The 22,076-nt window shown below is 62.8% G+C and carries 23 protein-coding genes and 2 pseudogenes; 2 read left to right on the plus strand and 23 right to left on the minus strand.

Annotated elements, in window-relative coordinates; all coding sequences use genetic code 11:
• The 6 genes from LY44_RS06465 to LY44_RS06490 all read right to left on the minus strand — a co-directional run bounded on the left by LY44_RS06465 (position 1) and on the right by LY44_RS06490 (position 3,850).
• The gene (locus tag LY44_RS06465) at positions 1 to 336 is read right to left on the minus strand and encodes an HNH endonuclease (RefSeq protein ID WP_055212541.1); all 336 of its coding nucleotides are present in this window, start codon (positions 334 to 336) and stop codon (positions 1 to 3) included.
• A complete protein-coding gene (locus LY44_RS06470) occupies positions 333 to 674 on the minus strand; it encodes a phage head closure protein (RefSeq protein ID WP_055212539.1) in 342 nt (113 codons plus the stop codon). Before LY44_RS06470 ends, LY44_RS06465 begins: the two co-directional genes overlap by 4 nt.
• Positions 665 to 2,317, minus strand: a complete 1,653-nt coding sequence (locus tag LY44_RS06475; protein ID WP_111395978.1) for a terminase large subunit domain-containing protein — start codon at positions 2,315 to 2,317, stop codon at positions 665 to 667. Before LY44_RS06475 ends, LY44_RS06470 begins: the two co-directional genes overlap by 10 nt.
• Before the next feature lie 350 nt (positions 2,318 to 2,667).
• Positions 2,668 to 2,904 (minus strand): hypothetical protein, encoded by a 237-nt coding sequence (locus LY44_RS06480; protein ID WP_055212537.1) that lies wholly within the window; start codon positions 2,902 to 2,904, stop codon positions 2,668 to 2,670.
• Complete coding sequence (locus LY44_RS06485) at positions 2,901 to 3,455, minus strand: head-tail connector protein (RefSeq protein WP_055212536.1); 555 nt, start codon at positions 3,453 to 3,455, stop codon at positions 2,901 to 2,903. The genes LY44_RS06480 and LY44_RS06485 overlap by 4 nt, the downstream gene beginning before the upstream one ends.
• On the minus strand, positions 3,452 to 3,850 hold the full coding sequence (locus tag LY44_RS06490; protein WP_055212534.1) for a hypothetical protein: 399 nt from the start codon (positions 3,848 to 3,850) through the stop codon (positions 3,452 to 3,454). The genes LY44_RS06485 and LY44_RS06490 overlap by 4 nt, the downstream gene beginning before the upstream one ends.
• A 253-nt stretch (positions 3,851 to 4,103) precedes the next feature.
• Here LY44_RS06490 and LY44_RS06495 point away from each other — a divergent pair, with 253 nt between their 5' ends.
• Positions 4,104 to 5,642, plus strand: coding sequence for a DUF6538 domain-containing protein (locus LY44_RS06495; protein ID WP_201778595.1), 1,539 nt, complete (start codon positions 4,104 to 4,106; stop codon positions 5,640 to 5,642).
• Positions 5,643 to 5,735: 93 nt separating this feature from the next.
• On the opposite strand, the gene LY44_RS17620 is transcribed toward LY44_RS06495, so the two are convergent.
• The 5 genes from LY44_RS17620 to LY44_RS06515 form a co-directional block, all read right to left on the minus strand.
• Positions 5,736 to 6,437 carry a hypothetical protein gene (locus LY44_RS17620; protein ID WP_146707210.1) on the minus strand — a complete coding sequence of 234 codons (702 nt, stop codon included), beginning with the start codon at positions 6,435 to 6,437 and terminating at the stop codon, positions 5,736 to 5,738.
• Positions 6,438 to 6,508: 71 nt separating this feature from the next.
• Positions 6,509 to 7,024, minus strand: a complete 516-nt coding sequence (locus tag LY44_RS06505) for a ribonuclease H family protein (protein WP_160320025.1) — start codon at positions 7,022 to 7,024, stop codon at positions 6,509 to 6,511.
• Positions 7,025 to 7,047: 23 nt separating this feature from the next.
• Positions 7,048 to 7,707 carry a hypothetical protein gene (locus tag LY44_RS06510; protein WP_055212528.1) on the minus strand — a complete coding sequence of 220 codons (660 nt, stop codon included), beginning with the start codon at positions 7,705 to 7,707 and terminating at the stop codon, positions 7,048 to 7,050.
• Positions 7,704 to 7,841 (minus strand): hypothetical protein, encoded by a 138-nt coding sequence (locus LY44_RS17875; protein ID WP_160320024.1) that lies wholly within the window; start codon positions 7,839 to 7,841, stop codon positions 7,704 to 7,706. The genes LY44_RS06510 and LY44_RS17875 overlap by 4 nt, the downstream gene beginning before the upstream one ends.
• 637 nt (positions 7,842 to 8,478) lie before the next feature.
• Positions 8,479 to 9,060 (minus strand): recombinase family protein, encoded by a 582-nt coding sequence (locus LY44_RS06515; protein WP_055212527.1) that lies wholly within the window; start codon positions 9,058 to 9,060, stop codon positions 8,479 to 8,481.
• A 292-nt stretch (positions 9,061 to 9,352) separates the two neighbouring features.
• On the opposite strand from LY44_RS06515, the gene LY44_RS06520 reads away from it, so the two are divergent.
• Positions 9,353 to 9,886, plus strand: coding sequence for a hypothetical protein (locus tag LY44_RS06520; RefSeq protein ID WP_055212525.1), 534 nt, complete (start codon positions 9,353 to 9,355; stop codon positions 9,884 to 9,886).
• Between the two features lie 162 nt (positions 9,887 to 10,048).
• On the opposite strand, the pseudogene LY44_RS06525 reads toward LY44_RS06520, so the two are convergent.
• The 12 genes and pseudogenes from LY44_RS06525 to LY44_RS17880 all read right to left on the minus strand — a co-directional run.
• Positions 10,049 to 10,588 (minus strand): annotated as a pseudogene (locus LY44_RS06525) (transposase); the annotation flags it as partial.
• A 371-nt stretch (positions 10,589 to 10,959) separates the two neighbouring features.
• A complete protein-coding gene (locus LY44_RS17625; protein WP_146707211.1) occupies positions 10,960 to 11,580 on the minus strand; it encodes a hypothetical protein in 621 nt (206 codons plus the stop codon).
• A gap of 981 nt (positions 11,581 to 12,561) precedes the next feature.
• The gene (locus LY44_RS06530; RefSeq protein ID WP_055212523.1) at positions 12,562 to 13,281 is read right to left on the minus strand and encodes a nucleotidyl transferase AbiEii/AbiGii toxin family protein; all 720 of its coding nucleotides are present in this window, start codon (positions 13,279 to 13,281) and stop codon (positions 12,562 to 12,564) included.
• On the minus strand, positions 13,281 to 13,487 hold the full coding sequence (locus LY44_RS06535; RefSeq protein WP_055212521.1) for a hypothetical protein: 207 nt from the start codon (positions 13,485 to 13,487) through the stop codon (positions 13,281 to 13,283). Before LY44_RS06535 ends, LY44_RS06530 begins: the two co-directional genes overlap by 1 nt.
• 723 nt (positions 13,488 to 14,210) lie before the next feature.
• A pseudogene (locus LY44_RS06545) lies at positions 14,211 to 14,411 on the minus strand (transposase); the annotation flags it as partial.
• A gap of 113 nt (positions 14,412 to 14,524) precedes the next feature.
• Positions 14,525 to 16,627, minus strand: coding sequence for a 3'-5' exonuclease (locus LY44_RS06550; protein WP_055212519.1), 2,103 nt, complete (start codon positions 16,625 to 16,627; stop codon positions 14,525 to 14,527).
• A complete protein-coding gene (locus LY44_RS06555; RefSeq protein ID WP_055212518.1) occupies positions 16,627 to 17,031 on the minus strand; it encodes a response regulator transcription factor in 405 nt (134 codons plus the stop codon). Before LY44_RS06555 ends, LY44_RS06550 begins: the two co-directional genes overlap by 1 nt.
• Before the next feature lies 1 nt (position 17,032).
• Positions 17,033 to 17,560, minus strand: coding sequence for a hypothetical protein (locus LY44_RS06560; RefSeq protein ID WP_055212516.1), 528 nt, complete (start codon positions 17,558 to 17,560; stop codon positions 17,033 to 17,035).
• Entirely contained in the window at positions 17,560 to 19,386 is a 1,827-nt protein-coding gene (locus LY44_RS06565; RefSeq protein WP_055212515.1) for a DUF294 nucleotidyltransferase-like domain-containing protein, read from the minus strand. Before LY44_RS06565 ends, LY44_RS06560 begins: the two co-directional genes overlap by 1 nt.
• An 89-nt stretch (positions 19,387 to 19,475) precedes the next feature.
• On the minus strand, positions 19,476 to 21,395 hold the full coding sequence (locus tag LY44_RS06570) for a sodium:solute symporter family protein (protein ID WP_055212514.1): 1,920 nt from the start codon (positions 21,393 to 21,395) through the stop codon (positions 19,476 to 19,478).
• Between the two features lie 15 nt (positions 21,396 to 21,410).
• Positions 21,411 to 21,668 (minus strand): DUF4212 domain-containing protein, encoded by a 258-nt coding sequence (locus LY44_RS06575; RefSeq protein ID WP_055212512.1) that lies wholly within the window; start codon positions 21,666 to 21,668, stop codon positions 21,411 to 21,413.
• A 61-nt stretch (positions 21,669 to 21,729) separates the two neighbouring features.
• A complete protein-coding gene (locus LY44_RS17880; protein ID WP_160320023.1) occupies positions 21,730 to 21,900 on the minus strand; it encodes an adenylate kinase family protein in 171 nt (56 codons plus the stop codon).
• Between the last annotated feature and the right edge of the window lie 176 nt (positions 21,901 to 22,076).

Consider the following 22,076-nt stretch of genomic DNA (forward strand, 5'->3'; position numbering starts at 1 on the left):
TTATTCCTTTTCCCGGGTTGCAGTTTCCGTCGCCAGTTCGGCAACGGCATCGGCCCAAGCTTTCCGCTCGGGGGATTTCTCTTTGTGTCCGCACTCGATCCGGGTCTTGCGCGTATGGCAGGGGCCGCAGAGCGATTGGAGGTTGCGCGGGTCGAAGGCCAGATCAGGGCGAAGGCGCACCGGCTTGACGTGATCGACCTCAAGGCGCAGCGCCCGCTTGCCGCAGCGTTGACAGGCCCATCCGTCGCGCTCGAGGATCTGTTGCCGCAGCACCGCCCACCGTTTCGTGCGGGTGACGGCCTTGCTATGCCGGGCGAAATCGTCGCGCTTGCTCATACCGCCCCCTTGGTCGCCGTGACCTCAAGGAAGCCGCGCCGGGGTGCCGACACTTCCTTGATGCCCTCGATTTCCCAGGTTGCGCCGTCGCAGCTCAGCCGATCGGCAGGGGTCAGGCCCGCCGAAAAGCTGGAATGCCGCACTACGAAACGCGCCGTCACCGTCGCCAGCACGCGCCCCGCCGCCACCTGTTCCGCGTCGGAAATGTCCTTGCGCGATGCCCAGACCGTGCCACCATGCGCAGCCCACGACAGGGTGACGTTGCCGAAACCATCGTCGCCCGTCACCGCGCGCAGGAATTGCACCCGCCGATCCAACCTTGCGACATTCACAGCCATAGCGCCCTCGCTTTCCGCACCGGGGCCGCCTTCATCCGCGCGCCCTGGGCGACGGCCAGCACCGTTGCCGCCGCCGCGTCGATCCGGCCAAGGCTGCGCGCCTTTGCCAATTTGTGGTTGCCTGCCGGGTCGATCAGCGTGATTGCATCCGCGAAGGCGAAACGCAGGAGCATGGACGGAACCACCTTCACTTCGCCGTCAAACAATGCGCGGCGAAACCGTTCGACGTCCTCGCTTCCATCTTTCCAGCCGAAACCGCGCCAGATGAAGGGGACGCGCCCAAGCCCTGCGGCCTGCATCGCCTCGGTAAACTCCGCATGGCGGAAGCGGTCTCCGACGATGCAATCCGGGGTGATACCGTCCAGGTGCTGGACGATCTGGGCGAGCCATGGCCCCGGGGGCACAGTCGCTTCCCCCATCACCGACAACTCGCCGCGCTCTTGCATCTGGCAATATCGGTCTGACACGCCATCGGACGCGCCCCGATCTGCAAGGGACGGGGCTGCCGGGAAAGTGCCCAGGGCTTCGAGCCGTCCGGTTTCCGGCCAGTAGAACGCCGCCGCCGACATGCTGCGAGATCCGCCGAGGTCAACGCCCAAGATGCAGGGGCCTTCGCGCTCGGGCAGATCATCGGGCGAGACTTCGGCGCTCATCCATTCGTCGACCGTCACCAGAACGGAGCGATCTTCTGTCGAAACCCGTTCGTTGCGGTTGAGGTTTCGAAAGCTGGACAGGGCCGCACCGCCGCGGGCAATTGCGCGCTGCGCCTGGGACACAAGCCATTCCGGGGCAGCGCCGATTCCTTCGGTAGCGCCGGGGTTGGCAATGAGAAGGCTGTCCAGGTCATCAGCTGGCAGGCCGAACGGCGGGCGGTGTTCCTGCACATAGGTTCCCGGCGGCGGATCATCGAGCCAGCGGGAGAAGGTGTTGGCATCATCGGGCGCAGAGGTCGAGATGATCAACGCCCGCCCGTCGCGCTTGCCAAGACCGGACAGGATCGCGTTTTCGAGGCTGTCGCCTTTCTCGCGTTCCCAAGCTGCCCGTTCGTCCATGATCGCAAGCGTCGGAGCGCCGCCCAGGATCGACTTGCCATCGGCCGCGATCACGCGCGCCAGACCGCCGCCATTGCCATCGAACTCCACTTCCAGCTTGGAGCCGCGCCGGATCGTGAACAGCGACTGGTCAGCATCGGGCAGGCCCTGAATGTATCCGACAAGGAACTGGAACGCGGTCTTGGCCTGATCGCGGTTCCGGGCTGCGAAGATGATCTCGCGTTTGGGCTGCGGGTTCTCTTCGAGCGCCCCGACCAGCTCAGCGAGGGCCAAGCCTGCCGAAAGTGCCGTCTTGGCGTTGCCGCGCCCGATCGAGAGCACCCCGACCATGATTTTCTTGGCAAGAGCGCCTTTCACGAATTTGCGCTGAAAATCGGCCAATTTCAGGGGTTTTCCGGCTTTTTTGCCCTCTGGAATGTGCAAAAGGCCCAAAAACTGGATGGCGCGGACGGATTGCGATTTCCCCCCGATTTTTTTCAGGAGAGAGAAAGGAACAGGTAGCACCTCGGTCTTCGGGCCGATCGACTTGGGGGCATTGGGACCAGATCCCCCGAAGAGGTCGGCCAGCGCTGCGGTGTTTTCCTTCGCCATGACGTCTCTGTCTCTCTAAATTCCACCGTCCTGCTGGATGGTGAGGGTTGTTGTGATGGGCATAGGACGACAGCCCACAGCGCTTGGCCGTGGCTGTCCCTATGCCCACCGCGATCTTGCTGGCCGGAGCCGGGCCGCCGCTTAGGGCCTCTCTGTCCGCGCGTCCTCGGCAGAGAGTTGACCGCTGCTTGCAGCACACGAACGCTGTGCTGGGGGGCGGGCCTCGGTCTTTCGGACTGCCCTTTGCATCTGCCCCCACCCCGTGGTATGCTCGTCCCCGCGCTCGGCCACCGTCTGAACCGTCCCGTGCGCATCGGCCCACCGTTGCAGCGGTGGGCTAACTTCTTTCTTCATTCCCTCTCGAACAGCTCGGGCTCGGGCTCACGGTCGGCGCTGTAGTCGATCAGCATCTGACGCATGACGCGCTCTTGCCGCTGGCTGGGCCGCCAGTCCTTCCGCTTCCCGTGTCTGGCGATCGACCGGACAAAGCCCTTGGCAAAGCCATCCGCGTTCACATCGGCCATCACGCGGCGGATGATCATCGGCCACTTGAAGGTGAGGATCTGATCAAGCTCGATATCGGTCACGACACAGACACCCCACGATAGCGGGCGCCGATCCTGGCCATGTGCGGCGAGGTGGCGAGGGTCTTCGCATCGGACGGCGAACGGCCATCATAGATCGCGGCGGCTTGGTCCATGATCGCCAAGCGCAGATCAGCGGGAATGTTGCTCGCCGACGCGCCGAAACCGGCCGTGTATTCGATGCCGAGACGGCTTGGCACAAGCTCGGCATAAGATGCCTTCCAGGTGACGAACGGTCGCCCACCCGTCGCGACCTCGAAGCCGGTAAAAGCCTCGCCGTCGACGGTGATCGCAACAGACGCTGCGTCCAGAACCGGGCCGATCGGCAGCTTGATCCCATGGCACCCGATTGCGGGCTCGAAGATGTTCACGCGGATCAGCTGACTGAGAAGCGCGATCTGCGCGAAGCTCTCCACATCTGCAGCGGCCGTGAGGCCGATGTCTTGGATCGCAAGATCTTCATCGTTGTGATCGACGCGAAGATGGGTCTTCAGCTCGAAGAGCGAAAAGGGCAGCTGGTCGCCCGTGTATTCCCGATTGACGAGCATCCTCATGCCGCCACCTCCATTGTGCTGATGTGCCTGTGAAACGCGGCCTGATCCTTCGGCGGCATCGCCTCGAACGCGGCCAAGGCATAAGCCTTCAGTTCCTGCGGTGAGGCCCAAGAAGCCCACTGCCGCGCATCGTCCATCCCGCCCAGGAATGGCGGCAAAGGATCGCCACCTTGGCCGATCACGGCCGCCGCGGTCATTTCTGCGGTGTCACGGTCGAGGCTCTTCAACAGCGCGTAAGCCAAGGCGCCGCGCTCGATCGCGGAAAGCCTGACGCGCGCGATCAGCGAAAAGCTCAGCCAAGCGTCAACCGAAGAAAGGGTGAGGCAGTAGCCCAGAAGACGCGACATGCGCTTGTGCTCGGGCTTGATGCTATCCGCGAAAGAGGCCCGTTTCATGCGTTACGCCCCCGCACAGAAACCGCACAGAAACGACGGAACGCAGCGCGAACGGAGGCGCAATCAGTGTTCGCACTTTCACGCGATTTCCGCATGAACGCGGCGGGGGCATTATCTTGGTAAGGGAGAGGTCGAGAGTTCAATCCTCTCTTGCAGCACCATTTTTTCTTCTTACATGTCAAGAAGTTGTCTGCTATCAAGGGCTTAGATTGACTTCGGTTCTACACCGAGGTTCTACACCATGGTCTTGCAGATGGCCCGTCCGCAAAAGAATCCGAAATCCGGCGTCTACTATTTTCGCCAGAAGACGCCCGCCGATCTGGTGGCAGTTTTCGGCCGCAAAGAGGTCAGCCGGTCGCTCGGCACGAAAGACCCGGCCGAGGCGAAAGAGCGCAATATCGACGCCGTGCGCAAACAGGCGCTGATCTGGGACCGGCTGCGCAAGCGCCCCGAGCCCCTGCCCCATCAGCAGATCGTCGCGCTCTCCGGGGTGCTTTATCGCGATCACATGGCGGCGATGGAACTGGAGCCGGGCGAACCGGGCGTCTGGGTCGAAACGCTCAAGCTGTTGGATCGCATTGCCGCCACGCCCGAGGCGCTGGAGCGGTGGTATGGCCCGACTGTCGACACCTTGCTTCTTGAGCGCGGGATCGTCACCGACGACACCAGCCGCCAGCGGCTCATTCAGGAAACGGATCGGGCGTTCCGGCAGGTCGCCGAGCAGCAACTGAAACGGGCCGAGGGGGATTATAGCCCGGACCCGCGCGCCAATCGCTTCCCGCCCGTCGAAGCGGCAACGGCGCCCGCGAACGCGCCGACCGAGAAGCTGAGCATCACCGCGCTCTTCAAGCTTTGGGAACGCGACCATCTGGCGAACGGCAAGTCGGCCCGGACGGTCGGCGATTTCCGGCAAAAGATCGAGTCGCTGATCGCTTTCCTCGGCCACGACGAAGCCCGCAACGTGACCGCCGAGAACATTGCCGACTGGTGCGACCACCTGCGCCACGAGAAGGGGCTGGCCGCGCGCACGGTGAGCCAGAAATACCTCACGGTGATCAAGGTTATCTTCGGCGTCGCCGTCGAGAAACGCAAGCTCAAGGAGAACCCGGCCAAGGAGAACCGCGTCCGGTTCACCAAGCCGCAACGGCTGCGCCAGAAGGGCTTCACCGACGACGAGGCGAATGCGATCCTGAAAGCCGCTCTGGCAGACCCGGCCGAACTGGGGCGGCGCACGACCGAGAACAAGCGGGCGATCCGCTGGGGGCCGTGGATTTGCGCTTTCAGCGGCGCACGGATCACCGAGGTCATGCAGATGCGCACCGACGATCTGGTCGAGGATCACGGGGTTCTCTGTCTGCGGATCACGCCCGAAGCCGGATCGGTGAAGACCGGAACCTTTCGTCTGGTGCCGATCCATCCGCAGCTTCTCGACATGGGGCTGGCGCGGATGTTCCGAGCCTTGCCGCCGGGGCCGGTGTTCTACTCCCTCGCACCCGTTCGGGGCAAACCGGCTGATCCGGTCGAGCGCGCCCAGAGCGCCGGTGCGAAGGTCGGCCAGTGGGTGCGCGAAGTCGTCGGGATCAGCGATCCGAACGTGCAACCGAACCACGCATGGCGGCACCGCTTCAAAACCGTGGCCCGCGAGGTCGGCATCGCCCCGGAATATTCCGACGCGATCACCGGCCACGAGGACGGCCGCGCCGCCAGCGATTACGGCGAGACCACCGTGAAGGCGCTCTGGCGAGAGGTGCAGAAGTTGCCACGCTATGAGGTGACAGCGAAGAGGATGTAGGTCGGAGGAGGGCTGCCCCTCCCCCGTGGTCTTCTCGCAGGGGCGCACATCTAGCCCCTTTCGATCATCTTACTTCGTATGCCGGAGGGACGTTTATGCTGCGGTCTTCATCTCCTCGGGATCGCGTTGCGCCTTGAGCCATCCGAGGAAGGCTTGCGGGTCTTGGCTGACATAGATCGTTCTCGTCTCCTTCTCGTTGCTCAAGTTCGCGGTCTCACTTCGTATGCCGGAGGGACGTTTTCTCGGCAGCGCGGTCTGCACCTCCCCGGTCTCCGGCTCCGACGTGGTTCCGTTCGTCCATTGCCACACCCGGCACCCGAGGAACTTTCGGCAATACATGTCCGCGAGGAACGGGATCGGCGGATAGGCACGCTTTCCACGAAAACTGACGCTCTTTTTCCTCTCCTCGGCCGGGGCAAAGAACATCGGATTGGTCAAGACGTGAGCGAGATGCGCGTTGCCCGCTCGCGCCGCGTCCAGCCAATCTTTCAGGAGCCCCAGACGGGCACCGGGCGGCGTCATGTAATAGGTCTCGTTGAGCCAATGAAGGCAACCGAAGCTGCGGTAGTTGCGATAACGATCATCGCTGGCATCGGCGCGCGGCCCTCGGGTGCGATTGCGGATGGCCGCTTTCGCGCATGTGCTGGTGCAGTAGGTCTTGTTACTCCTCGGTTTGAATGACGCGCCGCAACGCGGGCAGATGGAAGCGGTCGGTTCAGTTTCCGACGGTTGGGCGGGCAGCACGGAGGCTTTCGCTTCGGGGCTGGGGGTCGAGCAGCTTTGCGTCTCGATCATGAGCTTGAAGATGGGGATGGCGGGGGAACACAGTGCCCCCCGGCCTTTGTCGTGTGGCTCAGACCGTGTCCTCAGGCCGCGTCGCCAAACAGTTCGCGGCAGTGCTGGCGCACCCACTTGTCGCATTCCTTCGTGGCAACCCGTGCGACCTCGTCGTTCATCGGATTGCCGGGCTGGTTGCGCGCCCATCGGAAGGTGACGCTCAGCCCCTCGCACAACTGAACGATTTCTTGCCAAAGATCGACATTTTCGACGCGCTTGCCTTTGCCGTTGCGCCAGCCCTTGGCAACCCAACCGGGCAGCCACTCGGTCATGCCTTTCATAATCAGGTCGTTACAGGTGAAGACGAAGATCGGAGCAGTTTCGTCGCGCCTGATCTGTTTCAAGGCGTCAATCACGGCACTCATTTCCATTTGAATGTTCGAGGTCTCCACCGCGCCACCGGTAACAGGCCGCCGCTTCTCAATCTTGCCGTCGCGGTAGCGGCACAGGATCGCGGCGTAACCGCCGACTCCGAGTTGAGTCTGCCACGAACTGCCGGTGTAGATCACGATGCAGGTGGGCACGGGCGGCAGAGCCGCAGTCATTGCTTGGTTCAAAGGTTCGTCCTTCATTGCAGGTTGGAAATCGCGGTGGCGAGCCGCTGTTTCGTCTCGGTCGCGGCCTTGCGGTCGCGCTCGTCCAGAGCCGCGAGATGCAGCCCCGTAGCCCCGAAGGCCAGCATCAGTTGGCGCCCGAGGAGGGCCGCCGCCTTCGGCGTCATTTCGCGATAGACGCGAATTTGCTGGCCCGTCCGGTGATCGTAGCGCAGCCCGACATGGCGGCCCGACAAGGCTCGCACCCGGCGCGCGATCTGAACGCGCAGGGCGTCGTCGGTGCGAAACCGCAGCGGCCGGTCGTGCCACATCAGCACCATCGCCAGCACCGTTGCGACCACCGTGCCGGGCGCCACGTCTTGGGCGATGCCGACGATCTCGTTTGCGGCGTTGCGGGCGTAGCGGTTACCGATGCGGCGGCTGGCGGTAGCCTCGGCCTCGGTGACGATGTTGGCCCAAGCGGCCTCCAGCAGGGGCCAGGTCTCGTTGTCGGGGTTCTTGGCGATCCGCGCCCCGATCCGCGCGAGATAGGGGGCCAGTTCGGTCTTGGTGACGCCGCTCTGATCGGGCGCACCGTGCCGCCTGAGCGTGCTTTTATGGCGGCGACAATGGGGAGAATAGTCGGATGCGGCGGGGCTGCCGCAGTGGGGAACGGCGCAGATGCGGGCGGTCATGGCATGGCCTCGCAAGCGCGGGTGTCAGAGGTGGTATCTTGGTTCAGGTTGATCTCCTTGGATTTGTAGCCGCCCCCGGAGAGACAGGGACGGTTGGTGATGCGATTGTGGCGGGTTTGGGATGTGCGTTTCATGATGTGCCTCCTGTGCTGAGGAGGACGCGGCACATCAGGCGCGCTCGACGGTGGTTTCGCCCCTGCCGGAGCATCATCAGCGGGACGGCATCAGTCCCGGACCTCGCTGAAACCGCTTTCGCGGCTTGCCCTTCACGCATTGGATTGCGACCATCGGGCCAGAGGCATCCACCTCCGTCTATCGTGCGGTGGCCCCGTGACGTGGGTCAGACGCGCCAGCCATCCGGGCCGACCTCGGCCGCCATGACGGCGGAAAGAGCGGTGCCCGACGCGGGAAACCCGGCGGGCGATGGGGAGTTTGAAGCAGTGCCGAGGGCCGCAGCATTGCCCGGAAATCAGGCTGGCTACGGGAAGAGCCGCTGCGCGATGGGCAGGGCTGGTTGCGGTTCGGTCCTTGCGGTCGGCCTGTTCCTGACGGAGGGGGCCGTGGGGGTTCGCCGGGCAGAATAAGCCCAAGGATAGTATTTATGACTCAGGATTCGCGATCGCGCAAGAACTATTTTCAAACGAAATCATTACGTTGACGCGCAAAGTTGAAAATCTAATGCGAAAGCCGGGATAGCTCTTTGGCATCATGGGGTTGGCGCTCCCCCCTCTGCCTTTGTGACCGGATTTGTGCCCAAGCCCGGCCTGTCGCTCACGCCTCGGACGTTGCTTCCGCCGCGATCCCGTCGCCAATGATGCGGTAGACACTGGCCCGACCGATTCCCAAACGCTTGGCGATCTCGGTGCCGCCGATGCCTTCCGCGTGCAGCCGCAGCACCTCTTCGGCCTTGGCGCGGGCGGTCGGGGCGCGGCCCTTGTATTTTCCCTCGGCCTTCGCTTTGGCGATCCCCTCGCGCTGGCGCTCCAGCATGATCTCGCGCTCGAACTCGGCCACGCCGCCGAGGATCGTCAACATCAGCTTGCCGGTGGGCGTCGCGGTGTCGATCCCCATGGACAAGATGCGCAGCGCCACGCCCTTCTCCTCAAGCTGCCCCAGAATGCCCACCAGATGCGCCACCGAGCGCGCCAGACGGTCAAGTTTGGTGACAACGAGCGTATCCCCTTCCCGCGCGAAGGTCAGCGCCTCGGCCAGTTGAGCGCGGCTCACGACGTCCACCGAGGAAACCTGTTCAACAAAGATCCTCTCGCAACCGACAGCCTCAAGATCGCGCCGCTGGGCGTCGAGCCCGGCTTTCTGGTCGAGGGTCGAGGTTCTGGCATAGCCGATCAGCATGGGCGCCTCCAATTCGTCTCACAATGTCTTAGACGTTCTCGCCCGACCTGCCCCAAATGTCAATAACCACTTCTATGGGACGCAATGCGAGCGACACTGAGACGTCTCGCTAGACCATGCCCTGCGAGACAAGCTTTGTGGAGAAGACCTAGCAGGTTCGATCAGGCCGACAGTTCAGGCGAGCGTCATTGACCGGGAAAGCTCAAGCAAACGCGGCCCCCACCGGGGGGGGGCCAGAGCGGCGGGAGCGGTCAAGAACTGGCGCTTCAGATTTTCCGCCTAAATTTCGATCTTGATTGTGCCGGAGAAGGAAGTAATTTCTGCATATAGATCGGCATCATCGGAGGAACGGGAAATTTTTCGCGGATTTGAGGAGCAGCTGGAAGACTTTATTCGCACTCAGCTTGAGTCTTTCGACGAAATCATTTCGAGCGCTGAGCAAGTTTCTTTCGACAAACTGGAGCTCGCGGGCATCTCAGCTGCGATACAGCAATGGCGGGGAGATGGCTTGGCAATCCTACCGACCGCGATTGCTTGGTCGCTGCCCGGAATGACGGAAGAGGATCGTCGAGAAAGCTGGAAGTTCGCCGTGGTCGCGGGTTGGGTGCCATTCACCTTTCAATCTAGAGACGGCGATGCCGTTGAGTGCCGAGTTTTAAAGGTTAGAGCAGGAAAGACGTTCTTCGGCGCCTCCAAAAATACCTTCCGTGTTTTTAAGGGGCTTGAAACCGGGCGGTTCATTTTCATCAGCGAACACTCGACGACGCTCAAGGCGATGTGGGGGGTGTTCAAACTCATGACTGAAATGGGGGTTAGAGGCGGCTAGTTGCGTTAATAAGATGCTGTTCACACCGAGGTTCTACACCGCGCTTGACGCCGCCCCAAAATTAACCATATAAATCAATATGTCATGAGGAAAATCGCCGAATTCAATCCTCTCTTGCAGCACCATAACTTAGCCAATTCGCGCCCTTCCTCTTGCACAGTTAGCGGGCTTGTCGGCCCAGCCCTCGGGCATTTCGCCGGCCTTGATCGCCTTGTTTTCCTCGCGCGTATTATGGTTGCGCGGGACTGGAACGATTGACGCATCCAGGATCTGCCCGCCGCGCGCGATGTAGCCCTGCCGCGCCAGATAGCCGTCGAATTGCCGGAAAAGCGCCTCGACCACACCCGCCTGCGCCAGTCCCTCGCGGTAGAGCCAGACGGTCTTGGCGTCCGGCACACGGTCCTGCAGCCCAAGGCCAAGGAAACGCATGAACGAAAGCCGGTCGCGCACCTGATATTCGATCTGATCGTCGGACAGGTTGTAGAGCGCCCCCAGCACCAGCGTCTTGAACATCACCACCGCATCCATCGGCTTGCGCCCGGCCCGCGATTTGCGCGCCGCCTCGGGCTTGCGCCAGACCCGCTCCAGAACCGGGCGGAATTCCTCCCAAGGGACGAGGGCGTCGATCTCGACCAGAGGGTCACGCTTCGCATCAAGGCTCGCGTAGCGGTCTGAAAGATCAAAGAAACCCATCTGCGCCATCGTCAAACCCCAGCCGCCGCAAGCCCTCCGCTTTCTATCCCGGCGGCAAGGTCAGGGCAATTTTTCGAAGTGCCCTTATATCGGCGCGCGGCGGCGTCCTACTCATTTGCCGCCGAGAATTGGGCAATCGTTTCAGCACCCAAGAAAGGACTCGCGATTACATTCAAGCGACTTTCTGGAATTCCAAAATCTACTTGAAAAACATCTTTGGGGCGACTCGGGCTAGGGTCAATGATCGTGACGCGAGGGATAGACTTTCGTCGAAGAAAAGCCTCCCTAAATAAGTCTAAGCTTTTCAAATCAGTCCTAGGGAACGAATAGCCAATGATGATCACCTCATCGCAACTCTCCAAGGCGTCGCTGGCTTTTCGTCAAAGTCTCTCAAACAAGGTCCCAAAAAACTGATAGCTCTTCGTCTTGACTGGCGGGATAATTAAAGGCATCGAAACAATACCCTGTTCCCCCGACTGCCCCTTAGGCATCCAAGACATTTCTGATTGAACCTTAACAATAACGTAGCCTTCCGGAGCCGAGCGACCCGGTATATCGGTCAGATTGGGCGGATAGTAGCCGTAAGTCATTTTAGCGTAGCCACCTGTATATCTGCCTGCATGTGTCGCGTAAGGACGCGTGGCATATTCATAGACAAAAAGCGAATCCGCAGGAAGCGCGTGGGTCAGAACCAGTTCCTCTCCATCGTATACCGGGTGAGCGGTCAACCAGTTCACTGAGCCATGGAGCTTTATTAATGCGTTCGCCGAAGACTTCTCTATTAGGTCAACCCATCCATCGCGGAATATTCGATGCGGTTTAATTCCATATCCGCTATCCGACACCCATTCAGTCGCCTCCATCATCGCAAGATCCACAAGAGTATCCCAGTTAAATGTCAGGACGACATCTTCTGGTTTAAGATAGTTCGCAAGGTCGATGTGACTTTGCGAGACTGGTCCGTTGGCAATCTCATTAAGTGTGGTCGCAAAAAGAAACATCAATTGATTGTATGGCTTTGAAAGACTTATACGATCAATGCCATCGGCTTCTCTTGCGACGCTCTCGAGTCTACCGGCGATCTCGCTGTGTATCTCTTCAATATCAACTCATGCCGCGAGAAAGGCATCAGTGTCCATGATGCCTTTCTCAGACTGAAGGTAATGTATTAATCCGTCACGTAAAACCCATGGGTTGGTTGCCGCATTCAATTTGAAGAAGGTGGAGAAAAAGTCCCTAGCGATTGGCATCCTTTGCCCGGTTGGAGACGCGTCATAACTCTTCGATGCACCAGCTCCCAGCAGAATGAATCGCATTGGTCCACCTCACTATTTCGGATTAAATCGAGAAGCATTGTAACTGAAAACGAACCTGGGAACCAATGACTGCGTCCTGAAAGTCGCGTGGCAGCAAGTGTGAACCGCTGGGTGACGGCTGTGGCTCGAGGTATGCGGATTGTGCATAACGAGTATTCTTGGCGGCAGTCGTAGCTTTCTGCAGATGCGGTGTGGTGGCCTCACAAGCCGCCTTTTGCCTTCTCCGCACATCATAAGCCAAGCAAGGAACGTCCGGCAACCGCCATGTCGACCGGTACCGGAGGGTTCAGTCACCCCTGACCAGCTGTCACCGGCTGCATCCCCATCGCGACAAATCTGAGCTCCTAGGACTTCGGTTGCAACAAGTGCGGATACCACGCGCGGTGCACCGCCAGAGCCACGGAGCGAGTCACTGGTGAATCTCGCGCGCATTCGGCGACACCCCTAGCTGACGACGCTACGGACGCAGCCAGCGACTCGCTGCGTGAGTCTGGCGCACGCGCCAGCCGAGTTGCAGATCACCCCGGGTCACCCGTGAGTTGTTTGCATTTTTTGCATAGAACTCGCCTCATCCAGTTGGCACTCGTTGAGAGAGCGTCTTGGCGCTTCCTTGGCTGAAGACATCGCAAGTTCAGCCAGTGACGCGCTGGGGAGCTTGCGCATGCCTCAGACCGGAGACACAGGACCGCCATGCACCGCCAGGATCTCCGTCTCGAGGTTAGGGTCCATCGCCATGTCGTGCATGCACTTTCGCAACCACTCGGGTTTGCGGATGCGCTCGACCGCCTTGTCGTAGGACTTGCGCACGGTGTCGCCATAAGCACCCTCGGCGAGCGCCCAGGCTGCCTCGGGAACAGCCCCCCACCGAGACATCATCATCGACAGATCGAGGATGTCGCGACTGAGCACCCCTGTGTCATTCCAGCGATCCGCGTTTGCCAGAAGTTTCTCGGCGAACATGTGATCACGGGAGAGAACCGGAACACCGTAGCGCGCGTCGATCTCTCCGGTCAGCCCGATCCGCGCCTCGCGGACGATTTCGAACTTTATCGCGACATCGCCCACACTGATCAGGGTTCGGATGCCGTATTGGTCCATCCGGACATCGCGCAAAAGCGCCAACTCCGCCCCCGGACGCAGATAGCCCGCAAGGTCCGACCGCCCCCAAAGCGCCTGACGCAGCTTGCGATACCCCTCCTGCGAGGCGCAGAGGAAGTCGATGTCCACGCTCTCGCGATATTCACCAAGCTCGAGCACGATCGCCGTGCCGCCACCGAAGTAGCACTCGGCATCGCGCAGAAAGTCGCCGTTCAGGCAGCGCAGAACATGAAGGATGTCGTTGTGATGACGGCGCGTGAAGAGTTCCGCCACCTTCGACGCAGCCATCAGGCGACCATCAGGTGCCCGTTGCCATAGTCGGCAACGAGGCGATCCAGAAGCTCCTGTTCGCGCGGGGTGAAAGCATCATGATCGACGAACCGCCAGTTGCGCTCATAAAGCGCAAGCGCGGTCCGCCCGTCCACGACAGCACGGTCGGGCCGGTTCCAGCACAGCTGGCGCAACTGCGGATAGTCGTTCACATTGATGGTCATGTCATCCCCGGATGGCTCAAGATCATCCGCACTCAACCAATATAAGCGCCGCGACCCGTGTTTCAAAGTCATTTTGCGCCCAGAACCTTGGCGCTGCGTTAATGTGGCATTCCCGAGCTCGGCGCAGATCGTTCCACCGGGACCGGAGGGTTCAGTCGCCCCTGACCGGCTGGCACCGGCTGCATCCCCATCACCACCACGCGCTTTTTCTAGGACTTCGGTTCTCGCTCAGATCCCGGTCTTACGCGCACAACTCCCACCCGACGCGCTCAACTCACCTCGTTACGGTCGTCTTATCAGCAACAAAAGCGAGACGAAAACACCATGACAACCCCTTTCAAGACCAGCGAAGTCGCCAAGCTCATCACCGACCGGGTGAACGACCTCGCCCATCGCAAGACCCAGAACGAGATCGCCGCCGAGGCAGGGTTTCAGAACGCGAACTTCATCTCGATCCTGAAGTCCGGCAAAAGCAAGTTACCACTCGACCGGGTGCCCTCGCTGGCCAAGGCGCTCGAGGTCGATCCGGCGTATCTGATGCGGATCTCGCTCGAGCAGGCGGTGGGGGTGACGGCGGCGAAGGCGATCATCGAGATCTTCGGCTCGCCCGTAACTGCGAACGAGAAGGCGTGGCTTGACGAGCTGCGTGATGCGTCCGGCAACAGCGACCCTCGGATCGCCGCTTTCGCGCAGGTGCGGGTGCACAAGTCGCGGCGAAACGGGCTTACGAAGCCGTTCATTCTCGCGAAGAAGCTCGGCGTCTTGCGCCGGGGCTTTGGTGTCTCCCGAAAAGGCCTGGATCCATTTGCCAAGCGTCGAATGCCCGATCCCATGATCAGACGCGACCTGACGGCGGGTCAGGCCACTGGTTTGTGCGATGCGCACTGCATCTCGCTTGAACTCTTCACGGCGTTTCGCGGCCATGGTCGATCTCCTTTGGGCGAGCATTGCTCTCAGAAGACCGGAACAAAACCGGTGCAGGTCCAGAACGAAGAAAATCCGGTCCCGGGCCGCTCGGGACCGCCTTGCCGAAGAGCTCAGCCGTTCGCGTCCCTGAGCAACCGGCCGTGCTTGCGCACCTCGGCCACCACGGCGCCAAAGGTGGTCAGGCCGCGCGACTTGAGCGAGGGCAGCAGCCGCAGGAAGGCCTCCGCCGTCGCCACCGTGTCGCCGATCGCGGTATGGCGGGCCTCTTCGGGAATGGTGATGCCCAGCCGATGCGTCAGCGCGTCAAGGCTGTGCACCTCGGATTGCCCGAAGACCACCGCCGAGAGCAGCACCGTATCCAGCACCGGATGGTCGAAATTGAGCCCGATCAGCAATTCCTTGCGGCGCAGGAATTCCAGATCGAAGGGCGCGTTATGCGCCACCAGCACCGCCCCTTCGGCGAATTTGTGAAACCGGCGCCCGACCTCGATGATGTCGGGGGCATCGGCCACCATCGCATCGGTGATGCCATGCACCGCGGTCGAGACCGCGGGGATGCGCCGCCCCGGATTGACCAGCGTGTCGAAGACCTCGCTCGCCACCCGCCGCCCGTTGACGATCCGCACCGCGGCGATCTGCACGATCTCGTCGCCCTCGGTCGGCAAAAGCCCGGTGGTTTCCGTGTCAAAGACCACGAAAGTCAGCTTTTCCAGCGGGGTATGGGCGATTTCGTTTTCCTTCTCGCGGCCCAGAAGGTCGAAATCATAGACCACCTTGCGCGCCACCGGACGCGGGCCGTTGCCGATCCGCCGCGCCTCGCGCAGCGGCAGGCAAAGCCGGTGGCGGCCGTCGTGCAGCCGCTCGGGCCAGATGTCGGCAGCATGGGCCGCCAGCACGCGCCGCCCCGTCACATCCGCCATCCCGACATCGAGCGGGGCGGAAAGCCAGGCCTCCAGCTCGGCGATCGCCACCGCCTCGCCCTGCCATTCCAGCGCGATCAGCGCGCCTGCCCCCTCTTCGAGGATCTCCAGCCGCTTGTCGCCGCGCCCCGGGCCAAGACGCGCCACCAGCGTCGCGATCAGCGCCACCATCTCGAAGCCCTCGATGCGCAGCATCAAGGGCGCCGACACCGCCAGCAGATCGCCCGCCCCCTCGGCGGCAACCCGCGCCTTGACCGCCTCGCCGAAATCCGAGGCGCGGATCATCGCCAGCGGCCACCAATCTGCCCGCATCGCCTCGTGGCGCTCGAACAGGGTGTGGATCGCCTGGGCCAGATGGCCCGCCTCGGACTGCGCCGCGCCGCGCAATTGCGCGCGGGCCTGCGGCTCGGTCGGGCCATCGTCGGCAATCAGCACGCCGATCAGCGATTGCAACGCGGCGGCGGGGCGGCGGATGCGGTCGAACAACTCGTCCATCAGCGCCTCGCGCCCGGCATGGGCCAGCATGTCGGCCGAAACGTCGCGCAGCGTCAGCACATAGCCTGCCTTGCGCGTCACCGCATGGTCCTCGCCCTCGGAAATCAGCCGCATCCGTGCCGCCAGCGTCCGGCCATCGGCGGTGGTGGCGCAGAGCAGATCCGAGGCGGCATCGGGGTCGGTCGCCTGCAGGAGCCGCTCATAGGCATGCAGGATCGGCGCGCGGTTGAGATAGTCGAAGACCCGCCGGTCCAACCCCGGCGCATGCGCCCCCCCCAGCAGATCGACCGCCTGACCATTGTAAAAGACCAGCTGATGCGTCGCCGAACACAGCAGAACCCCCACCGGCACGTCGGACAAAAGCGCCTCCAGCCGCTCCTTTTCCTGCGCCAGCCGGATCGTCTCGCGCTGCACCGATTCCGTCAGCGCCGAGCGGGTCTCGTTCAGATGCTGGGTGATCGCGGCGGCGGCGGGCGCCAGATCGCCCAGATAGCGGCCCGCGGTCTGGTCCAGCTCGGTGTCGATCGCGGTATGGGTGCGGGCGCGGATATGGCCCGCCAGACGCTCGATCGGCTTGGCCAGGTTTTCATCGAACAGATACCAGACCGAGACGATCAGCCCGGTGATGACAAGACCCGCCACCACGCCGCCGATCACGAAGCCATCCAGCGCCTCGGAGTGGCCGAGCTTTTCGAAGCCGAAGACCAGCCCCGCGACAAGGGCCACCAGATTGCCCAGCGCAAGCGCCGCGAAAAACAGGAAGATGCGCAAGCGCAGGCTGAGACGGGTGAGCGGCATCACAGCCCCCCGCCATCGAGAAGCCGGTGCAGCTCGTCGCGCAACTCCTTCAGCTCGAAGGGTTTGGCGATGAAGCCGTCGGCACCCAGAGCCAGCGCCTTGCGCCGCTCCAGCGCCGAGCCGCGCGCCGTCATCATCACGATCCGCACCGCGGACAGGCTGTGATCGGCCCGCACCTCCTGGCAGATTTCATAGCCCGACACCTCGGGCAGCATCACGTCCAGAAGCACCAGATCGGGGCGGTCGTCGCGGATGCGCTTCACCGCGCCCAGCCCGGTGGCGATGCGCACCCGCTCCAGCCCCTCGCGGCCCAGCAGGTAATCCAGCGCGATGGCGATATTGTCCTCGTCCTCGACAATCAGCACGCGGCGCTTGCGATCCCGCCCGGCGGCATCGTGGTTCATCTCATCCTCCTGCGCAGGCGGCCTTCAGCCCTGCATCCCCCTCGGGCGCCGCGCTCCACGCCCCCGATGTCAGCGAGCCATCGGCGGTCACCGCCGCCTCGCCGCCCAGAACGGCCTGACGGCCCCCGACACAATCATAGGCCACGGTGACCGGCTGCACCGGCTGCCAGCGCGCCACGAGATAAAGGTTCGTCGCCACCACGCCGGGCGCCGGGCGGGCGCGGTTGGCACCGTCCAGCGCGACAAAGCGCGTCGTCACCGGCCAGAGATAGGTCCAGGGCCGCCACGGCTCGGAGGCGGCATTGGCCGAGATCACCTGCGCGGTTTCAGGCAGCCGGGCGCTGGCATCGGCAAACCAGCGGTATTCGCCCCAGACCGTCGCCAGGATCATCGCCAGCCCCGCCGCCGCCGGGGTCAGCCATGTCGGCAGGCTGCGGCGGAGCAGCTTTTGCGTCGCATGGCGGGCGGCATAAAGCACGATGGCGGCAAAAAGCCCCGCCGCCAGCATCGTGATCAGATCGTTCGACATCAGCTTACCACCGCCTTGTTGTGCCCCACCGCCGATTGCATCGTGCGCACCACCACGAAGGCGTCGCGCAGATGGGCGCGTTCGAAATCGCTCAGATCCGAGGGGGCGAGAAAATTGTCGGGCGCACGGCCGGATTTGATCAGCGTCACCTGATTGTCAAGCCGCATCGCCGCGATCAGGTCATAGGCCTCGATCAGATCGCGCGCCCCCGAGGGCGAGATCACCCCCGCCTCTTCGGCGGCCTTCAGCCGGGCACGGGTATTGACCGGGGCCAGGCGGCCCTGCAACGCATAGATGCGCGCCAGATCGGCCACCGGCACCACCCCGTTCATCTTCATGTCGATGTGGTTGCGATGCTCGCCCGAGCGGATCGTGGCGAAGCCGCGCAACAGGCCCAAGGGCGGCGTGTGCTTGAGCGAATTGGCGATCATATGGGCGACGAAGATCGAATTCTTCGCCGTCAGCTCCAGCGTTTCCGCCTGCAGCGCTTCGAACATCGCGATGCCGCCGCCGCCGATCGGGCGCAGGTCGAACATGACCGAGGCGAGCATCTGCGCCTCGGGGCTGGGCTTGGCGATCCAGCCGGTGAAATAGTCGCGCCAGACCCGGGCGGGCTGGCACCAGCGTTCGGCCGTGGCCATCATGTCGCCGGGGCAATAGACATAGCCGCAAGCATCGAGCCCGTCCGAGACGATCTTTGCCAGCGCGCGGAAATAGCCCATGTCCTCGGCCGTGGCGGCATCCTCGACGATCAGGCAATTGTCCTGATCCGAGACCCCGGTCTGTTCCTGCCGCCCCTGCGAGCCGCAGGCCAGCCACAGATAGGGCACCGGCGGCGGGCCAAGCTCGTGTTCGGCCATCACCAGAAGACGGCGGGTGACGGCATCGGCAATATCGGTGATCATCCGGGTGATCACGTCATGGGCATGATGGCCGCCCACAAGCTGCACCAGCAGTTGCGGAATGCGCCCGGCCACCTGGGCAAGATCGGCCACGGTTTCGGCCGAGACCACGTCGCGGATCAGCACCGCCGAGGAGACCGCCTGAAACCGCGTCAGGTCGGTTTGCGTGATCATGCCGACGAAACGGCCCTCCGCGGTGATCGGCAGATGGCCGATGCGGCGTTCCAGCATGATGTTGAGAATGTCCGAGCCAAGCGCATCGGGCGGCAGGCTGACCGGATCCGGGGTCATCACGCTGGCCACCGGCGTGCTGCCCGGCAATTCCCCGGCCAGAACCTTGTTCGACAGATCGCGCTGGGTGACGATGCCCAACAGCCGCTCCGCCTCGGCCACGACGCCCAGCGAGGACACATGCGCGTCGCGCATCATCTTGGCGGCGGCAACGACCGAGGTGTCGGGGCCGCAGGACAGCGGCTTTCGGGCGATCAGATCGGCCACTTTCTGCGTCGCGATCTCGGTCGAGACCTTCTCGCCGCGCTTTCTGTTGAAGAAGCGTTCAAAGGCCGGATAGGTCTCGATCAGCCGCTTGAAGGTGGGGGTGGGCAGAACCAGACAGATCGTCTGCTCGGTGGCCTTGGCCTGGGTTGCCGCCAGCCCGTCGCGCATCAGCCCGCGTTCGCCAAAGGAGTTGCGCGGCCCCAGAAGCGAAACCAGCCCGCCATTGCCGTCGGTGATCTCGACCGCGCCCTGCTTGACCAGATAAAGCCCGCCCAGCGGCGTCTGATAGACATAGATCAGCGCCTCGGGGCGGAATTCCATGCGGCGGAAGGAACGGGCCACATCGGCCAGCTCGTCACGCGGCAGGGTATCGTAGGGATGGACGGTTTCAAGAAAGGCCGTGATCGCCTTTTGGTCGGTTTCCATGTCCTGAGCCCTTTTTGGGAAACTGCCTTCGCGCGGACGCGAAGGCAGCGGATTTCGGAGGGGCGAGGCCGGGGCCCCGCCCGATCCTGTCAGTGATGCGTGGCCTTGCCCGCGCCCTTGGGCACGCGGATCGATTCGACCAGGTCGATGACCGATTGCGGCGGGGCCTTGGTGATGGCCGAGACGACGAAGGCGGTCAGGAAGTTCATCACCGCGCCCACGGTGCCGATCGACAGCGGCGAGATGCCGAACATGTAATTGGCCGGGGTGTCGGGCAGGTTGTTGGTGCCCGGGATGAAGAACCAGCCCTTGTAGATGAAGATGTAGACGGCGGTGAAGACCAGCCCCACCAGCATCCCCGCGATCGCGCCTTCCTTGTTCACGCGCTTCGAGAAGATGCCCATCATCAGCACCGGGAAGATCGTCGCCGCGGCCAGACCGAAGGCCAGCGCCACCACCTGCGCGGCAAAGCCGGGCGGGTTGAGGCCAAGATAGGTCGCCACCACGATGGCGCCGCCCATGGCGATCCGCGCCGCCAGAAGCTCGCCCTTTTCCGAGATGTTCGGATTGATCGAGCCCTTGATCAGGTCGTGCGAGATCGCCGAGGAGATCGCCAGCAGCAGACCCGCCGCGGTCGAAAGCGCGGCAGCCAGCGCACCGGCGGCCACAAGGGCGATCACCCAGCCCGGCAGGTTGGCGATTTCCGGGTTCGCAAGCACCATGATGTCATTGTCGACCTTGACGACTTCGTTGCCCTTGAGGCCGAGTTCGGCAAAGGTCTTGCCGGTCTTGGCCAGTTGCTCGGTGGCCAGAAGGCCCTCGCGCTCGGTGGTCAGGGCGGCAAGCTTCGCCTCATCCTTGGCTTTCGCCGCCTCGTCCATCGCCTTGGTGTTGGCGGCCAGCTTGGCCGGTTCGCTGACATATTGGATCAGACCGTCGCCGTTCAGATCCTTCATCGCCAGAAGACCGGTTTTCTCCCAGTTCTTCACCCACTCGAGCTCGGGCTTGCTGTCGATGTCGGCACGCGAGACGGCCGGGCCGTCAAAGGCATTGCCGGTCACCGCCGCGGGCCACATCGAGGTGGTCAGGTTCAGACGCGCCATCGAGCCGACGGCCGGGGCCACGGTGTACAAAAGCGCGATGAAGACCAGCGCCCAACCGGCCGAGGACCGGGCATCGGCCACTTTCGGCACGGTGAAGAAGCGGATGATCACGTGCGGCAGACCGGCGGTGCCGATCATCAGCGACATGGTGAACAGGAACATGTCGAAGTAGTTCGAGCTGTCGGCCGTATAGGCCTTGAAGCCCAGTTCGGTGACGACGGCATCAAGTTTCGCCAGGAAAGCCACATCCCCGCCCGAGGGCGCATAGCCGCCGATCAGGCCCAGCTGCGGGATCGGGTTGCCGGTCAGGTTGAACGAGATGAACAGCGCCGGGATCGTATAGGCGATGATCAGCACGACATATTGCGCCACCTGGGTATAGGTGATGCCCTTCATGCCGCCGAACACCGCATAGGCGAAGACGATCGCCGCGCCGATGTAAAGCCCCATGTCGGTCGAGACTTCGAGGAAGCGCGAGAAGGTCACGCCCACGCCGCGCATCTGCCCGATCACATAGGTCACCGAAATGACGATCAGACAGATCACCGCCAGAAGCCGCGCGCCGCCGGAATAGAACCGGTCGCCGATGAACTCCGGCACGGTGAACTTGCCGAACTTGCGCAGATAGGGGGCAAGCAGCAGCGCCAGCAGCACATAGCCGCCGGTCCAGCCCATCAGATAGGCGCCGGTGGCATAGCCGCCAAAGGCGATGATCCCGGCCATCGAGATGAAGGAGGCGGCCGACATCCAGTCGGCGCCCGTCGCCATGCCGTTGAGCACCGGGTGAACGCCCTGCCCCGCAGCATAGAATTCCGCGGTCGAGCCCGCCCGGGCCCAGATCGCGATCCCGATGTAGATGGCAAAGGTGATGCCAACCACGATCAGGTTGAGGGTGAATTGATCCATTGCTCCCGCGCTCCCTTATTCTTCCACGCCATGTTCGCGGTCGAGCCGGTTCATCAGCACCGCATAGGTGAAGATCAGCCCGAGGAACACGTAGATCGAGCCGTTATGGGCCATCCAGAAGCCCAGATCGGCGCCGCCGATATGGATCCCCGACAGCGCAGGCCGCAGAATGATGCCCATCCCGAACGAACACGCAAACCAGATCGCCAAAGAAATCAGGATGATCCGGACGTTCGCTTTCCAGTAGGCATTGGACGAAGAATTGTCCGCCATAAGCGTTACTCCCTGTTGTTGTCTCCAGACGAGACCCCGTTCCGGGGCCCGCCCCTCCCCTTCAGGCCGACACGCGCGAGACGATCGACCCAAGCTCCTGTGCAACGGCGTCGATGCCTTGCATCGCATCGACCCTCTGCAAGACGCCCAGCGCCCGGTAATGGGCAATGAGCGGTGCCGTCTGCGCGTGACAGGCAGCCAGTCGGGCCTGCGCGGTTTCGGCGGTGTCCATGCTCACGCCCTGTTCATCCGGTTGTCGATGAGGTCCTGCACCACGGCGGGATCGGCGAGGGTGGAGATGTCGCCCAAGGCGCCGTAATCATTCTCGGCGATCTTGCGCAGGATGCGGCGCATGATCTTGCCAGAGCGCGTCTTCGGCAGGCCCGGCGCCCATTGGATCAGATCGGG

It is taken from the genome of Rhodobacter capsulatus, assembly GCF_003254295.1.
In the GTDB taxonomy this organism is placed as follows: Bacteria; Pseudomonadota; Alphaproteobacteria; order Rhodobacterales; family Rhodobacteraceae; genus Rhodobacter; species Rhodobacter capsulatus.

Bases quoted from the DNA above. Each gene is read 5' to 3' on its own strand.
- LY44_RS06560 (WP_055212516.1), bottom strand. From the start codon at position 17,560: ATGTCGAACGATCTGATCACGATGCTGGCGGCGGGGCTTTTTGCCGCC.
- LY44_RS06495 (WP_201778595.1), top strand. From the start codon at position 4,104: ATGGCCCGTCCGCAAAAGAATCCGAAATCCGGCGTCTACTATTTTCGC.
- LY44_RS17880 (WP_160320023.1), bottom strand. From the start codon at position 21,900: ATGGACACCGCCGAAACCGCGCAGGCCCGACTGGCTGCCTGTCACGCG.
- LY44_RS06535 (WP_055212521.1), bottom strand. From the start codon at position 13,487: ATGACCATCAATGTGAACGACTATCCGCAGTTGCGCCAGCTGTGCTGG.
- LY44_RS06465 (WP_055212541.1), bottom strand. From the start codon at position 336: ATGAGCAAGCGCGACGATTTCGCCCGGCATAGCAAGGCCGTCACCCGC.
- LY44_RS06575 (WP_055212512.1), bottom strand. From the start codon at position 21,668: ATGGCGGACAATTCTTCGTCCAATGCCTACTGGAAAGCGAACGTCCGG.
- LY44_RS06565 (WP_055212515.1), bottom strand. From the start codon at position 19,386: ATGGAAACCGACCAAAAGGCGATCACGGCCTTTCTTGAAACCGTCCAT.
- LY44_RS06490 (WP_055212534.1), bottom strand. From the start codon at position 3,850: ATGAAACGGGCCTCTTTCGCGGATAGCATCAAGCCCGAGCACAAGCGC.
- LY44_RS06530 (WP_055212523.1), bottom strand. From the start codon at position 13,281: ATGGCTGCGTCGAAGGTGGCGGAACTCTTCACGCGCCGTCATCACAAC.
- LY44_RS17620 (WP_146707210.1), bottom strand. From the start codon at position 6,437: ATGATCGAGACGCAAAGCTGCTCGACCCCCAGCCCCGAAGCGAAAGCC.
- LY44_RS17625 (WP_146707211.1), bottom strand. From the start codon at position 11,580: ATGTTTCTTTTTGCGACCACACTTAATGAGATTGCCAACGGACCAGTC.
- LY44_RS06510 (WP_055212528.1), bottom strand. From the start codon at position 7,707: ATGACCGCCCGCATCTGCGCCGTTCCCCACTGCGGCAGCCCCGCCGCA.
- LY44_RS06475 (WP_111395978.1), bottom strand. From the start codon at position 2,317: ATGGCGAAGGAAAACACCGCAGCGCTGGCCGACCTCTTCGGGGGATCT.
- LY44_RS06555 (WP_055212518.1), bottom strand. From the start codon at position 17,031: ATGAACCACGATGCCGCCGGGCGGGATCGCAAGCGCCGCGTGCTGATT.
- LY44_RS06570 (WP_055212514.1), bottom strand. From the start codon at position 21,395: ATGGATCAATTCACCCTCAACCTGATCGTGGTTGGCATCACCTTTGCC.
- LY44_RS06550 (WP_055212519.1), bottom strand. From the start codon at position 16,627: ATGCCGCTCACCCGTCTCAGCCTGCGCTTGCGCATCTTCCTGTTTTTC.
- LY44_RS06470 (WP_055212539.1), bottom strand. From the start codon at position 674: ATGGCTGTGAATGTCGCAAGGTTGGATCGGCGGGTGCAATTCCTGCGC.
- LY44_RS06515 (WP_055212527.1), bottom strand. From the start codon at position 9,060: ATGCTGATCGGCTATGCCAGAACCTCGACCCTCGACCAGAAAGCCGGG.
- LY44_RS06505 (WP_160320025.1), bottom strand. From the start codon at position 7,024: ATGACTGCGGCTCTGCCGCCCGTGCCCACCTGCATCGTGATCTACACC.
- LY44_RS17875 (WP_160320024.1), bottom strand. From the start codon at position 7,841: ATGAAACGCACATCCCAAACCCGCCACAATCGCATCACCAACCGTCCC.
- LY44_RS06485 (WP_055212536.1), bottom strand. From the start codon at position 3,455: ATGAGGATGCTCGTCAATCGGGAATACACGGGCGACCAGCTGCCCTTT.